Origin of the sequence: Rhizobium giardinii bv. giardinii H152, assembly GCF_000379605.1 — a bacterium.
GTDB classification, from domain to species: Bacteria; Pseudomonadota; Alphaproteobacteria; order Rhizobiales; family Rhizobiaceae; genus Pararhizobium; species Pararhizobium giardinii.
In genome coordinates, this window is sequence record NZ_KB902724.1 from 52,318 (window position 1) to 65,660 (window position 13,343).

General features: G+C 63.5%; 13 protein-coding genes. 12 read left to right on the forward strand and 1 reads right to left on the reverse strand.

From position 1 onward, the window contains the following. The first annotated feature begins 9 nt into the window (after positions 1 to 9). The 4 genes from hyi to A3AY_RS36435 all read left to right on the forward strand — a co-directional run bounded on the left by hyi (position 10) and on the right by A3AY_RS36435 (position 3,574). The gene (hyi, locus tag A3AY_RS0128750) at positions 10 to 825 is read left to right on the forward strand and encodes a hydroxypyruvate isomerase (protein ID WP_018329128.1); all 816 of its coding nucleotides are present in this window, start codon (positions 10 to 12) and stop codon (positions 823 to 825) included. Positions 826 to 830: 5 nt separating this feature from the next. After that, complete coding sequence (locus A3AY_RS0128755) at positions 831 to 1,715, forward strand: 2-hydroxy-3-oxopropionate reductase (protein ID WP_018329129.1); 885 nt, start codon at positions 831 to 833, stop codon at positions 1,713 to 1,715. 63 nt (positions 1,716 to 1,778) lie between these two features. Beyond that, a complete protein-coding gene (locus A3AY_RS0128760; RefSeq protein WP_018329130.1) occupies positions 1,779 to 3,071 on the forward strand; it encodes a glycerate kinase type-2 family protein in 1,293 nt (430 codons plus the stop codon). Between the two features lie 89 nt (positions 3,072 to 3,160). Next, positions 3,161 to 3,574: a DUF4174 domain-containing protein gene (locus A3AY_RS36435; RefSeq protein WP_018329131.1), complete on the forward strand. Its 414-nt coding sequence runs from the start codon at positions 3,161 to 3,163 to the stop codon at positions 3,572 to 3,574. 6 nt (positions 3,575 to 3,580) lie between these two features. Here the strand turns inward: A3AY_RS36435 and A3AY_RS0128770 are convergent, their stop codons facing one another. After that, a complete protein-coding gene (locus A3AY_RS0128770; protein ID WP_018329132.1) occupies positions 3,581 to 4,786 on the reverse strand; it encodes a TIGR03862 family flavoprotein in 1,206 nt (401 codons plus the stop codon). A gap of 550 nt (positions 4,787 to 5,336) precedes the next feature. Between A3AY_RS0128770 and A3AY_RS0128775 the strand changes: the two genes are divergently transcribed. The 8 genes from A3AY_RS0128775 (at position 5,337) to A3AY_RS0128810 (ending at position 13,185) form a co-directional block, all read left to right on the forward strand. Then, complete coding sequence (locus A3AY_RS0128775) at positions 5,337 to 6,500, forward strand: isovaleryl-CoA dehydrogenase (protein WP_018329133.1); 1,164 nt, start codon at positions 5,337 to 5,339, stop codon at positions 6,498 to 6,500. Positions 6,501 to 6,578: 78 nt separating this feature from the next. Then, positions 6,579 to 8,186: a carboxyl transferase domain-containing protein gene (locus tag A3AY_RS0128780; RefSeq protein WP_018329134.1), complete on the forward strand. Its 1,608-nt coding sequence runs from the start codon at positions 6,579 to 6,581 to the stop codon at positions 8,184 to 8,186. 10 nt (positions 8,187 to 8,196) lie between these two features. Then, positions 8,197 to 8,580: a RidA family protein gene (locus A3AY_RS0128785; RefSeq protein WP_018329135.1), complete on the forward strand. Its 384-nt coding sequence runs from the start codon at positions 8,197 to 8,199 to the stop codon at positions 8,578 to 8,580. A gap of 12 nt (positions 8,581 to 8,592) precedes the next feature. Then, a complete protein-coding gene (locus A3AY_RS0128790; protein ID WP_018329136.1) occupies positions 8,593 to 10,578 on the forward strand; it encodes an acetyl/propionyl/methylcrotonyl-CoA carboxylase subunit alpha in 1,986 nt (661 codons plus the stop codon). After that, positions 10,578 to 11,459 carry a hydroxymethylglutaryl-CoA lyase gene (locus tag A3AY_RS0128795; RefSeq protein WP_018329137.1) on the forward strand — a complete coding sequence of 294 codons (882 nt, stop codon included), beginning with the start codon at positions 10,578 to 10,580 and terminating at the stop codon, positions 11,457 to 11,459. The genes A3AY_RS0128790 and A3AY_RS0128795 overlap by 1 nt, the downstream gene beginning before the upstream one ends. Continuing rightward, entirely contained in the window at positions 11,456 to 12,247 is a 792-nt protein-coding gene (locus A3AY_RS0128800; RefSeq protein WP_018329138.1) for a crotonase/enoyl-CoA hydratase family protein, read from the forward strand. Before A3AY_RS0128795 ends, A3AY_RS0128800 begins: the two co-directional genes overlap by 4 nt. Positions 12,248 to 12,323: 76 nt before the next feature. Next, the gene (locus A3AY_RS0128805) at positions 12,324 to 12,695 is read left to right on the forward strand and encodes an antitoxin Xre/MbcA/ParS toxin-binding domain-containing protein (RefSeq protein WP_018329139.1); all 372 of its coding nucleotides are present in this window, start codon (positions 12,324 to 12,326) and stop codon (positions 12,693 to 12,695) included. Beyond that, on the forward strand, positions 12,688 to 13,185 hold the full coding sequence (locus A3AY_RS0128810; RefSeq protein ID WP_018329140.1) for an RES family NAD+ phosphorylase: 498 nt from the start codon (positions 12,688 to 12,690) through the stop codon (positions 13,183 to 13,185). Before A3AY_RS0128805 ends, A3AY_RS0128810 begins: the two co-directional genes overlap by 8 nt. Positions 13,186 to 13,343 lie beyond the last annotated feature (158 nt).

The following is a 13,343-nucleotide window of genomic DNA, read 5'->3' on the forward strand; positions in this document are numbered from 1 at the left end:
GGATTGTTCATGCCGAAATTCGCGGCAAACCTGACCATGCTTTTCAACGAGGCGCCGTTCCCCGATCGCTTCGCGCTCGCCGCCAAGGCCGGCTTCGATGCGGTGGAATACCTCTTTCCCTACGACTTCGACGCCGATGCGCTGAAGGCTGCCCTCGATGCCAATGGCCTGACCCAGGTGCTGCACAACCTGCCGGCCGGCGACTGGGCCGGCGGCGAGCGCGGCATCGCCATCCTGCCCGACCGGGTGGACGAGTTTCGCCGCGGCGTGGTGTCGGCCATCGACTATGCGACGGCGCTCGGCTGCACGATGGTCAACTGCCTCGCGGGCATCGAACCGGCCGGAATTTCGCGCGAGGTGCTGCGGGCAACCTTCGTCGCCAATCTCAGGCTGGCCGCAACCGAACTTGGCAGGCACGGCATCCGGCTTTTGATCGAACCGATCAACCGCTTCGACATTCCCGGCTTCTACCTCAACACGGTCGAACAGGCAGGGTCGATCATCGCGGAGGTCGGCAGCGATAGCCTGTTCATCCAGTACGATCTCTATCACCAGCAGCGGACCGAGGGCGAACTGATCGGCACGTTCCGCAGATACCAGGATCGCATCGCCCATATCCAGCTTGCCGACAATCCGGGCCGCAACGAGCCGGGCACAGGCGAGATCAACTATCCGTTTGTATTCGAGGCGCTCGAAGCCGCCGGATATGACGGCTTCATCGGCTGCGAATACAAGCCGCGCACGACGACCATGGAAGGGCTCGGCTGGTTCGCGCAGACGAGCCGGCAGCCGCACAGCGCAGACATCATCAAGATCAGGAGCTAAGCATCATGGCCACAATCGGCTTTATCGGACTGGGTATCATGGGCACGCCGATGGCGCGCCATCTGCAGGATGCCGGCCACACCGTCGTCACCTCGAAATTCTTCATCCCGCCGAAGCAGGAGCTGGTCGACAACGGCCTCTTGTTTGCGGAAAACCCGAAGGCGCTGGCCGAAGAGGTCGACATCATCATCCTGATGCTGCCGGACACGCCGGAAGTGAACGACGTGCTGTTCGGTGAGAACGGTGTCGCCTATGGCCTGTCAAAGGGCAAGCTTGTCGTCGATATGAGCTCGATCTCGCCGATCGAGACCAAGGAGTTCGCCAAGAAGGTCCGCGAAACGGGGGCCGAATATATGGACGCGCCGGTTTCGGGCGGCGAGGTTGGCGCCAGGCAGGCGTCGCTCTCGATCATGGCAGGCGGCACGCAGGAGAGCTTCGATCGGGCTCTGCCGCTGTTCAAGCTCATGGGCAAGAACATCACGCTGGTCGGCGATTGCGGCGACGGACAGGTCACCAAGGTTGCCAACCAGATCATTGTCGCGTTGACCATCGAGGCCGTGTCCGAAGCACTCGTCTTCGCGTCCAAGGCCGGCGCCGACCCGGCCCGGGTGCGCGAAGCGCTGATGGGCGGGTTTGCCTCCTCGCGCATCCTGGAAGTGCACGGCGACCGCATGATCAAGCGCACCTTCGACCCGGGCTTCCGTATCTCGCTGCACCAGAAGGATCTGAACCTGGCACTGCAGGGGGCAAAGTCTCTCGGCATCTCGCTGCCGAACACGGCGGCGACGCAGGAACTGTTCAACAACTGCGCCGCCAATGGCGACAGCGGCCTCGATCACTCGGGCCTCGTCAAGGCTCTTGAACGCATGGCAAACCACGCGGTCGCCTGACGAACCGACCGGGCGGCAAGGAGGACTGCCGTCCGGTCTTTCTGACCTACGAGGACATGAATCATGCCTGCGATCGAAAACCCCAGGACCTTTCTGGAAACACTCTTTCATGCGGCGGTCGCGGCCGCTGATCCGGCCAAGGTGCTGGCAGCGAACCTGCCGGAAAAACCGAAGGGCAGGACTGTCGTGATCGGTGCCGGCAAGGGTGCCGCCCAGATGGCGCAGGCATTCGAACGGCTCTGGGACGGTCCGCTCTCGGGTGCGGTCGTGACGCGCTACGGCTACGGCGCCCCCTGCGAGCGGATCGACGTGCTGGAGGCATCGCATCCGCTGCCGGATGAAAGTGGGTTGAAGGCATCGCGAAGGCTACTGGAAGAGGTAGGTGCCCTTGGCGAAGACGATCTCGTTGTCGCGCTGATCTGCGGTGGCGGGTCGGCGCTGTTGCCACTGCCGGCGGATGGGCTGACGCTGGATGACGAGATTGCCGTCAACCGGGCACTTTTGGCCTCAGGTGCCCCCATCAGTGCGATGAATGCGGTGCGCAAGCAGGTTTCCGGGATCAAGGGCGGGCGGCTGGCGGCTGCGGCGTATCCCGCAAGGGTAGTGTCATTGGTCGTGTCGGACATTCCCGGCGACGATCCAGCACTGGTCGCTTCCGGGCCGACGATCGCCTGCACCAGTACGCGCGAGGACGCGCTGAAATATATCGAGCGCCACCGGCTGGACCTGCCGCAGAAGATCATGGATGTCATTCGCGGCGGCGACGCCGCCGCACCGCGACCGTCCGATATGCGCTTTGCGAGAAATACCGTCCGGCTCGTGGCGTCGGCTGCGGTTTCGCTGGAGGCGGCGGCAGCGATGGCCCGCGCGGCGGGTGTCGAAACCGTCATTCTTTCCGATGCCATGGAAGGGGAAGCGAGCGAGGTGGGACGTGTGCATGCTGCGATCGCGCGCGAGGTTGCCATGCGCAACCGGCCGTTCCGCAAGCCCGTCGTCATCCTCTCCGGGGGCGAAACGACCGTGACGATCAAGGACGGCGGCAAGGGTGCGGGCAAGGGCGCGGGCAAGGGCGGACGCAACAGCGAGTTTCTCCTGTCGCTGGCGCTCGGCATCGATGGCCTCTCCGGGATATCGGCGCTTGCGGCAGATACGGATGGGATCGACGGATCCGAAGACAATGCGGGGGCGTTTGCGGATGGCGCGTCCGTCGCCCGGCTTGCCAAGGTCGATATCGATGCGGCGGCCCTCCTTGACCGCCATGACAGCTGGTCCGCCTTTGCTGCCCTCGGTGGTCTATTCACGCCAGGCCCGACCGGCACGAACGTCAACGACTTTCGGGCTATCCTCGTTCAATAACGCCATCCCTGGGTCGAAAATCAGGAACCAAAAAGCGGTTTGCCGGTTTGTCTCCTTATGGAAAATTCAATGATACGAGGATCAAGGCAATGCTGAAATCTCTGACCGCCGCTATGCTCGGCACGGGGATCGATCCGCAGCATGGCGGGGAAAGCCTTGTCGATTTTGAATGGCGCCACCGGGTTCTCGTCATCTTTCCCGGCGACCATCCCGACGAAGCGAAGCGCCAGGCAGACAGGCTGCTGGCTGAAACCGCGGGACTGCGCGAGCGCGACCTGATCGTGCTGGAGGTCGGCCGCGGCGACGTGAAGGTGCTGTTCGGTCCGCACTATGATCTCAACCCCCATGCCATCCGCTATGATCTCGATGTCGCTGATGGCGACTTTGCCCTGCTGCTCGTCGGCATGGATGGGGCCGTCAAGCTTCGGGCGAACCAGGTGGTGCCCGTCTCCACCATCTTCGAACTGATCGACCAGAGACCGGCACGGAAAACCTCCGGCTGAAGATCGTCACTGGGCATGCAGCCATGCGAGGATGCCGCGCGCGGCGGCGCGACCCGTGGCGAAGCAGGCCGTCAGCAGATAGCCGCCGGTGGGCGCCTCCCAATCCAGCATCTCTCCGGCAGCGAAGACGCCGGGGAGCGCCTTGAGCATATATCGCTCGTCGAGATCGTCGAGACGAACACCGCCGGCCGATGAAATCGCTTCGGAGATCGGGCGCGGCCCAAGCAGCGGTATCGGCAGCGCCTTGATAGACCGCGCAAGTCTTTCCGGATCGGTGGCTTCGGGCGCGACTTCCCGCAGCAAGGCGGATTTGACGCCTTCCAGCCCGGCGCCCTTGCGCAGGCGGTTGGAAAGGCTGGCCTTTGCCTCCTGCCGTGCGAGGTCTTTCGCCAGGCGTTCGATACTTCTTCCCGGTACGAGATCGATGACCAGCATCGCCCGGCCGTCCTGGCTCAGCCTGTCGCGCAAGGCAGCCGCATGCGCGTAGACAAGGCTGCCTTCGATGCCATGGGAGGAGATGACGAATTCGCCGGGAAAGGTGCCAGCGTCGGAGGTCGTGGTTACCGCTTTCAGGGGCGCGCCCGCGAAGCGGTCCTTGAAGACGTCGCTCCAGGCCACGTCGAAACCGCAATTGGCGGGCTGAAGGTCGGCTATTTCAACGCCCTTGTCGCGCAACAGCGTCGTCCAGGCACCATCAGAGCCCAGACGCGGCCAGCTGGCGCCGCCCAGCGCAAGTAATGTGGCATCGCTGCGGACAATTGTTCTTCCATTCGGCGTTTCGAAGACGAGACCATCGCCCTCAAAACCCGTCCAGCGATAGCGCGTGAAGAGCGTCACGCCTTGCGCCTCCAGCCGCCCGAGCCAGGCACGCAGAAGCGGCGATGCCTTCATCACTTTCGGGAAAACACGCCCGGACGTCCCTACGAAGGTTTCCGTGCCGAGCCCGGACGCCCATGCCCGCACGTCTGCGGGAGTAAAGGCATCAAGCGCGGGGCGCAGTCGCTCGCACGCGGCGCCGAAACGGCTGGCGAAGCGCGCGTAATCCTCGGAATGCGTGATGTTGAGGCCGGACTTGCCGGCGAGCAGGAATTTGCGGCCGAAGGTCGGCATGGCGTCATAGACCGTGACCGCATGCCCGGACAGTGACAGCACCTCCGCTGCCGCCAGCCCTGTCGGCCCGCCGCCAATGATCGCGATCTGCTTTGCCGTCATGTATTTGTCCAGTGTCGAATCCTGTTGTCTCGTCTTGGGGCCTATGGCGGTCTCGCGCAAGGGCCATCGCGCTCATCCGCCGGCGCAAGGTACGCACTCTTGCCGCTCGTCTGGCTTCCTTGTTCGATAGGAGGGGCTCCCTTCTCCCCGTTCTGGGAAGGGGCAAGCGGCATCCTCTGTTCATTCCCTCTCCCCGCGTGGGGGGAGAGGTTAGGGTGAGGAGCAAAAGCGAGCAGGGCATTCGTAGTGTGATGTACACTGCGCCGTGGGGTTGCCATGTCAAACAACCGATTTCGCACCACAATTTTTGCAAAACGTGCGTCCAAGCCCCTGTCTTGGTTCGGAAATTGTCGGGCGGGTGTGATAGTGTCGAAATCGGTACCGGCGAAATGGAAGAGGAGTCCCTTGGCCGGCCCAATTGGATAGTTGCGGCCCCGGGAGGAATGCAGGTGTTCGCCAAGTGCGCCCGGCGAGGCCGCGGTGGATGTCGTCTCCGTCTCTCCTGTGAGGACGGTGAAGACGGCGTGACGTGATAGGGGGAGGAGACCCGATGTATTCAGGCGGTTTGAGCTTTGCTCTGGGCGAAGAGATCGAGGCCCTGCGGGAGACCGTGCGCCGATTTGCCGGCGAGCGCATCGCGCCGCGGGCGGCCGATATCGATCGGGACAACAGCTTTCCGGCGCCGCTATGGCGGGAAATGGGTGATCTCGGGTTGCTTGGCATAACCGCCGATGAGGCCTATGGCGGCAGCGGGCTTGGCTATCTTGCCCATTGCGTAGCGATGGAGGAAATCAGCCGCGCCTCGGCGTCGGTCGGTTTAAGCTACGGCGCGCATTCCAATCTCTGCGTCAATCAGATCAACCGCAACGGCTCGGATGCGCAAAAGGCTCGCTATCTGCCGAAGCTCATTTCCGGCGAGCATGTCGGCGCGCTGGCGATGTCCGAACCGGGTGCCGGCTCCGATGTCGTTTCCATGAAGCTCAGGGCCGACAAGCGCGGCGACCGCTATGTGCTCAATGGCAACAAGATGTGGATCACCAACGGCCCGGATGCCGATGTGCTCGTGGTTTATGCCAAGACCGATCCTCAAGCCGGCGCGCGCGGCATCACGGCGTTTCTCATCGAAAAGACCTTTGCCGGTTTCTCGACCGGCCAGAAGCTCGATAAGCTTGGGATGCGCGGCTCCAACACCTGCGAACTGATTTTTGCGGATTGCGAAGTGCCGGAGGACAACGTGCTAGGCGCTGTCGGCGGTGGAGTGCGGATCCTGATGTCGGGGCTGGACTATGAGCGTGTCGTGCTTTCGGCGGGGCCGCTCGGGATCATGGCCGCTTGCCTCGACGCGGCACTCCCCTATCTGCATGAAAGAAAGCAGTTCGGTCAGCCGATCGGAGAATTCCAACTGATGCAAGGCAAGATCGCCGATATGTATGTGACGCTAAACGCGGCGCGCGCCTATGTCTATGCCGTAGCGGCGGCCTGCGACCGGGGCGAGACGACACGGAAGGACGCTGCCGGCTGTATCCTCTACGCGGCCGAGCGGGCGACGGCGCTGGCGCTCGAAACCATCCAGGTGCTGGGCGGTAATGGCTATACGAATGAGTATCCGGCGGGGCGGTTGCTGAGGGACGCGAAACTCTATGAGATCGGCGCGGGAACCTCGGAGATACGACGCATGCTGATCGGCAGGGAGCTGTTCGGCGAGACGGCATAGCACCGGAGGCACTGACCGGGCCGTTGCTTCGGATATAGGGGGGGACGACTACCGGATGTCGGGTCGATCGGGGGATGAATGGCTGTTCTGAAATCGCAGATTTCAACGTCTACGGAGGCATTCCGCGCCAACAGCGCGGCGATGGCCGAAGCGATGCGCGTGGTAGAAGAGGCGGCGCTTTTGGCAGCTGGCGGCGGCGGCGAAGTGGCGCGCGACCGTCATGTCAGCCGCGGCAAGATGCTGCCGCGCGAGCGCGTGGCCCAGCTGCTCGATCCGGCAACACCGTTCCTCGAAACGGGCATGACCGCCGCCCACGGGCTCTACAATGGCGATGCGCCGGCAGCCGGCCTGATCACCGGCATTGGCCGCGTTTCCGGCCGCGACTGCATGATCGTCTGCAATGACGCGACGGTCAAAGGCGGCACCTATTATCCGATGACGGTGAAAAAGCATCTGCGGGCACAGGAGATCGCCGCCGAAAACAACCTGCCCTGCATCTATCTTGTCGATTCCGGCGGTGCCAACCTGCCGAACCAGGACGAGGTATTTCCGGACCGCGACCATTTCGGCCGCATTTTCTACAATCAGGCCAACATGTCGGCCGCCGGCATTCCGCAGATCGCCGTGGTGATGGGCTCGTGTACGGCGGGCGGCGCCTATGTGCCGGCGATGTCGGACGAGGCGATCATCGTCGAGGGGCAGGGCACCATTTTTCTGGCCGGCCCGCCGCTGGTGCGCGCGGCGACCGGCGAGATCGTCTCTTCCGAGGATCTCGGCGGTGGTGATGTTCATACCCGCCTTTCCGGGGTTGCCGACCACCTGGCGCGCGACGATGCGCATGCGCTTGCACTGGCGCGCCGGACCGTGGCCAACCTCAACCGTCCCTCCGTCACGAGCGTGGTGCGGCAGGCGCCGGAGCCACCTGTGTACGATCCGGAGGATATTGCCGGCATCGTCCCGTTCGATCTGCGCACGCCCTATGATATTCGCGAGGTGATCGCCCGCGTGGTCGACGGCTCGCGGCTGGACGAGTTCAAGGCGCGCTACGGCACGACGCTGGTCTGCGGCTTTGCCCATGTGCACGGCATTCCCGTCGGCATCATCGCCAATAACGGCGTGCTGTTTTCGGAATCCGCGCTGAAGGGCACGCATTTCGTCGAATTGTGTTCCCAACGCAAGATTCCGCTCGTTTTCCTGCAGAACATCACCGGCTTCATGGTCGGGCGGAAATACGAGACGGAAGGCATCGCCAAGCACGGCGCCAAACTGGTGACGGCGGTGGCGACGACGAAGGTGCCGAAGATCACCATGCTGGTCGGCGGCTCCTTTGGTGCTGGCAACTACGGCATGGGCGGCCGGGCGTTTTCGCCGCGTTTCCTGTGGACCTGGCCCAATAGCCGGATTTCGGTGATGGGCGGCGAGCAGGCGGCGGGCGTGCTCGCGACCGTGCGCGGCGATGCGCTGAAGCGGGCAGGCACCCCCTGGAGCGAAGAAGACGAGGCGAAATTCAAGCAGCCGGTGCTCAACCTGTTCGAGACCCAAAGCCATCCTCTCTATGCTTCGGCACGGCTTTGGGACGATGGCATCATCGATCCGCGAAAGAGCCGTGACGTGCTGGGGCTCTCCCTTTCGGCGACCTTGAATGCACCGATAGACGATACCCGTTTTGGCCTGTTCAGGATGTGAGGAGACGACAATGAAACGCGAAGCTTTCAATGCCAAGAATGCCCCTCAACCCCGCGGCGGCTATTCGCAGGCCGTCCGGCTCGAGGATTTCCAGCGGCTGCTGCTCGTCAGCGGCCAGATACCGGCCTCATCCGACGACACCGTCCCGGCTGGCTTCGAGGCGCAAGCCCGCCAGGTCTGGCTCAACGTTGATGCGCAGCTGAAGGCCGCGGGGATGACGAAGGCGGATATCGTCAAGGTGACCACCTATCTTGCGGACCGGCATCATACCTCGGCCAATCGCGAGATCCGCAGCGAGTATCTCGGTAGCCTGGCGCCGGCGATGACGGTGGTGATCGCCGGTATTTTTGACGGGGCCTGGCTTCTCGAGGTCGAAGTCGTGGCCGCGCAGTAACCGGGATACACCATGTTTTCGAAGATCCTCATTGCCAACCGAGGTGAAATCGCCTGCCGCATCATCCGCACGGCGAAACGCCTCGGCATCCGCACAGCAGCGGTCTATTCCGATGCCGACGCCGGTGCGCTTCATGTGGAAATGGCCGATGAGGCCTTCCGCATCGGTACCGCCGTGGCCGCCGAGAGCTATCTTTCGATCGAACGCATCATCAGTGTGGCGCAACGGTGTGGTGCCCAGGCGATCCACCCAGGCTATGGATTCCTCTCGGAAAATGCGGATTTCGCCGAGGCGGTCGAGGCGGCGGGGATGGCCTTCATCGGGCCTTCCCCAGCTGCCATCCGAGCCATGGGTTTGAAGGATGCGGCCAAGGTGGTGATGGAGCAATCCGGCGTACCTGTTGTTCCAGGATATCATGGGGACAATCAGGACGCTGCCTTCCTGAGCGAACAAGCCACCGACATCGGTTTTCCCGTTCTGATCAAGGCGCGGGCGGGCGGTGGCGGCAAGGGCATGCGACGGGTCGACCGGCCGGAAGATTTCGGTGCGGCACTCGACGCTGCGCGGCGAGAGGCGGAAGCGGCCTTCGGTGATGGCGCCGTGCTGATCGAGAAATTTCTGCAACGGCCCCGCCATATCGAAATCCAGGTCTTCGGCGACCGCGATGGCAATGTTGTGCACCTGTTCGAGCGCGACTGCTCCTTGCAGCGACGGCACCAGAAGGTGATCGAGGAGGCACCGGCACCGGGCATGACGGCCGAGATGCGCATGGCCATGGGCGAGGCGGCCGTTCGGGCGGCGCAGGCAATCGGTTATCAGGGGGCCGGCACGGTCGAATTCATCGTCGACGTCTCCGATGGGCTGCAGCCGGACAGGTTCTTTTTCATGGAAATGAACACGCGGCTGCAGGTGGAACATCCGGTGACGGAAGCGATCACCGGGCTTGATCTTGTCGAATGGCAGCTGAGGGTGGCAAATGGAGAGCCCTTGCCGAAGCGGCAGTCCGAGCTTGCGATTAACGGCTGGGCCTTCGAGGCACGCGTCTATGCCGAGGATCCGGCGCGCGGATTCCTGCCGTCGACCGGCACGCTGTGGCATCTGAGCTTCCCGGATGACGAAGTGCGGATCGACGCGGGCGTCAGGCAGGGCGATCGCATCAGTCCCTATTACGATCCGCTGATTGCAAAACTCACCGTGCACGGCGCGACCCGAGCCGCCGCGCTCGCCCGGCTGACGGAGGGCTTGATACAGAGCCATATCGGCGGCGTTGCCAACAATCTCGAATTCCTTCGCCGCCTGAGCCAGCAGCAGGACTTTGCAGCCGGCCATCCTGACACCGGCCTGATCGACCGAGAGGTCGAGACACTGGCGGTGACTGAGGCGCCCGATGCGGCAGCGGTGGCGCTGGCGGCGGTCCTGTCACTTGGCATCCTGCGCAAACGGCCCGCCGGCGATCCCTGGCTGTCGCTTGGCCACTGGCAGATCTGGGGGCAGGCGACGCGCACGGTGACGCTTGATCGTGGCGGCGAGCGGCATGACTTGCGCGTGGCAGCGCGAGGGCTCGATCTGTTTGCAGTTCATATCGGCGGCCGCGTCCTGCCGGTGCGCATTTTCGGCCGCTTCGACGGGGGCTGTCATGCCGAGGTCGACGGCCGGCAGCTCCGCTTGCTGCTGCTGGAGACCCCGCACGGTCTGACTTTGCTGCTTGACGGCCAGGCCCATGATTTCCACCTGCCTGATCCGCTGGATGGCGAAGCCGAAAGTGCTGCCGGAACCGATCGTGTCGTTGCGCCCATGCCGGGACTGGTCAAGCTGGTGCGCGTCCAGGCGGGAGACGCTGTTTCCAAAGGTGACGCGTTGGTCGTCATGGAGGCGATGAAGATGGAACTGACGCTGTCGGCAAGCCGCGACGGCGTCGTCGAGAGCCTGAATGTCGCCGAGGGCGACCAGACCGCCGAGGGCACGGTCCTGTTGTCGCTGAAGCCCGAGGCCGCGTGATGTCACGAACGGATACAGGCGGCGCGTCGAACCGCGTTTCGATCGTCGAGATGGCGCCGCGCGACGGGCTTCAGAACGAGAAGGTGCCGATCGATACGGCAGACAAGATCAGGCTCGTCGACCTGTTGTCGGCCTGCGGGTTCGAGCGGATCGAGGTGACGAGTTTCGTCAGCCCGAAATGGGTGCCGCAACTGGCCGATGCAGCCGATGTCATGGCCGGGATCGCACGCCGGCCGGGGGTGCGCTATACGGTTCTGACACCCAACATGAAGGGGTTTGAGGCGGCGCTGGCAGCAGGCGCAGACGAGGTAGCGATCTTTGCCTCGGCGTCAGAGGGGTTTTCGCGGCACAACATCAATTGCTCCATAGCGGAGAGCATCGAGCGGTTTGTGCCGGTCGCGCAGGCGGCACGGAAGCACGGCATTGCGATGCGCGGCTATGTCAGTTGCGTGGTAGAATGCCCATATGACGGCGCCATCGCCCCGGCGAGCACTGCCGATGTCGCGGCACAGCTCATGGAGCTCGGCTGTTACGAGATCAGTCTCGGCGATACGATCGGCCGGGGAACGCCGGATGCGGTCGACCGCATGTTGACGGCGGTGATGACGACGATCCCGCCGGCAAGGCTCGCCGGACATTTTCACGATACGTCGGGACGGGCGCTCGACAATATCGGCGTCGCGCTGGATCGCGGCATCCGCGTGTTCGACGCTTCGGTGGGTGGCTTGGGCGGCTGCCCATACGCACCGGGCGCCAAGGGCAATGTCGATACGCTACTGGTCGACCGCTATTTGAAAGGCCGCGGGTTCGAGACGGGTCTCAGCGAAGGCGCGCTCGCTACGGCTGCGGAATTCGCGCGCGCATTGAGGAGTTTCACATGACGTTCAAGACGATTCACCTGTTTGTCGATGACCGGGGCGTGGCGCGCCTGACGCTTGGCCGCCCGGAGAAACACAATGCGCTCTCGGCCGCGATGATCGACGAGTTGACGGATGTGGCAGGGCAATTGGGGATCGACCGGTTCGTGCGTGTCGTCGAGGTGACCGGCGAGGGCACAAGCTTCTGCGCCGGTGGCGATCTCGGCTGGATGAAGGCGCAGGTCGAGGCCGACCGGGCGACGCGGATGGCGGAGGCGCGGCGGCTGGCGCAGATGTTCAAGGCACTGAACGACCTGGAAAAGCCTGTCATCGCCCGCGTCCACGGCAATGTCTTTGGCGGCGGCATCGGTCTGCTTGCCGTTGCCGACGTTTCCATTGCCGCGGACACGGCGAAATTCGGGCTGACCGAGACGCGGCTCGGGCTGATCCCGGCGACCATCAGCCCCTATGTGGTGGCCCGCATTGGCGAAGGCCACGCGCGGCCGCTGTTCATGTCCGGCAAGATCATCGGCGCGCATGAGGCGCACGCGGCCGGATTGGTGACGCGCGTGGTGCCAATGGCCGTGCTCGACAAGGCGATGGAGGCGGAGATCCAGCCTTATCTGCAGGTGGCTCCCGGCGCCGTTGGACGCGCTAAGGCGCTGGCGCGATCGCTGGGGATGCGGATCACCGACGCGGTCATCGAAGCGACGATTGAACGTCTGGCCGACAGCTGGGAGACGGCGGAGGCGCAGGAAGGCATTTCGGCCTTTCTGGAGAAGCGGGAGCCGAGCTGGCGCAAGCCGGGCTAGATATACTGCGCTTGAAATGTGCACAGTTTGAGCATATTTTGATATTGTGTTTATCAAGATGTGCTAGGAATGTGCCATGACGGCTTTGAGCTTGGATACGACAGCAACCCGGTTCGGGGACGGGCAATCGCCGTTCCTGTCGGCGGATAGGGTTGCGAAACAGCTCGGCGTCACGCTGTCCGAGCTCGCCCGGCTAATCGGCGTTGCCCGCAACACGCTGACGGCAAAATCCGGCGCGCGAAAGGTGGACCACGCCTTGAGCCATGTCGTGCGCATCCTTGCCATGGCAAGCGAAATGGCCGGCGACGAGAACCGCGCGACCATCTGGTTCAAGCATCAGCCGATCCCTGGTTGGGCGGGCAAGACGGCCTTTGATCTGGTGAGCGAGGGCAAGTCGGACAAGGTGCTGGCCTATCTCGAGGCGGTGCGTTCCGGCGTCTATGCCTGATAAAGACGCGGGTAAGCTGACCCTCTGGCGCGCCTTCGTGCCATTGTCGGGCGAAGGCGCGGCCCGGTTTGGCGGACGCTGGAACCCCATCGGCGCGCCGACGATCTATGCGGCTTGCGAACTCTCGACGGCGTGGGCGGAATACAATCAGGGCTTTGTCCAGCATCCGGCACTGATCGCGCAGCTGGAACTCAAAGACGCCACGCTGGCCGACCTGACCGATGAAGCGGCGCTCGCAAAGCTCGACACGCCAGCCGATATTCATCGGTGCGAATGGCGGATGGATCTCGACAAGGGCGAGGTGCCCGAGACCCATCGGCTGCGCGAACGGCTGATCAAGCAGGATTTCGACGGGGTGGTCTACCCTTCCTTCATGTCACCGGGCGGAACCTGCGTGGCGCTTTGGCGGTGGAACACAAATGGCGCGCCGCGCCTTGATGTGGTCGATCCCGACAGCAGGCTGCCGAAGACACCGGCCTCGTGGATGTAGGCACCCTCCCTTCGCATGCCGGAGAGGTGGACCTGCGAGAACTTTGCCTGAAGGCACCGAACCGGAACGAATTTTTCCAAAATAGTCTATAAAATAGATAAGCATAATTGTTTAACCGGCGACGCTTCGATGTAGGTTCCCTCGACGCCGGGGAACAG

Excerpts from the sequence above, each read along its gene's own strand:
- A3AY_RS0128795 (WP_018329137.1), top strand. The coding sequence starts at position 10,578 with ATGTCACGAACGGATACAGGCGGCGCGTCGAACCGCGTTTCGATCGTC.
- A3AY_RS36435 (WP_018329131.1), top strand. The coding sequence starts at position 3,161 with ATGCTGAAATCTCTGACCGCCGCTATGCTCGGCACGGGGATCGATCCG.
- A3AY_RS0128775 (WP_018329133.1), top strand. The coding sequence starts at position 5,337 with ATGTATTCAGGCGGTTTGAGCTTTGCTCTGGGCGAAGAGATCGAGGCC.
- A3AY_RS0128770 (WP_018329132.1), bottom strand. The coding sequence starts at position 4,786 with ATGACGGCAAAGCAGATCGCGATCATTGGCGGCGGGCCGACAGGGCTG.
- A3AY_RS0128755 (WP_018329129.1), top strand. The coding sequence starts at position 831 with ATGGCCACAATCGGCTTTATCGGACTGGGTATCATGGGCACGCCGATG.
- A3AY_RS0128790 (WP_018329136.1), top strand. The coding sequence starts at position 8,593 with ATGTTTTCGAAGATCCTCATTGCCAACCGAGGTGAAATCGCCTGCCGC.
- A3AY_RS0128785 (WP_018329135.1), top strand. The coding sequence starts at position 8,197 with ATGAAACGCGAAGCTTTCAATGCCAAGAATGCCCCTCAACCCCGCGGC.
- A3AY_RS0128810 (WP_018329140.1), top strand. The coding sequence starts at position 12,688 with ATGCCTGATAAAGACGCGGGTAAGCTGACCCTCTGGCGCGCCTTCGTG.
- A3AY_RS0128800 (WP_018329138.1), top strand. The coding sequence starts at position 11,456 with ATGACGTTCAAGACGATTCACCTGTTTGTCGATGACCGGGGCGTGGCG.
- A3AY_RS0128780 (WP_018329134.1), top strand. The coding sequence starts at position 6,579 with ATGGCTGTTCTGAAATCGCAGATTTCAACGTCTACGGAGGCATTCCGC.
- A3AY_RS0128760 (WP_018329130.1), top strand. The coding sequence starts at position 1,779 with ATGCCTGCGATCGAAAACCCCAGGACCTTTCTGGAAACACTCTTTCAT.
- A3AY_RS0128805 (WP_018329139.1), top strand. The coding sequence starts at position 12,324 with ATGACGGCTTTGAGCTTGGATACGACAGCAACCCGGTTCGGGGACGGG.
- hyi (WP_018329128.1), top strand. The coding sequence starts at position 10 with ATGCCGAAATTCGCGGCAAACCTGACCATGCTTTTCAACGAGGCGCCG.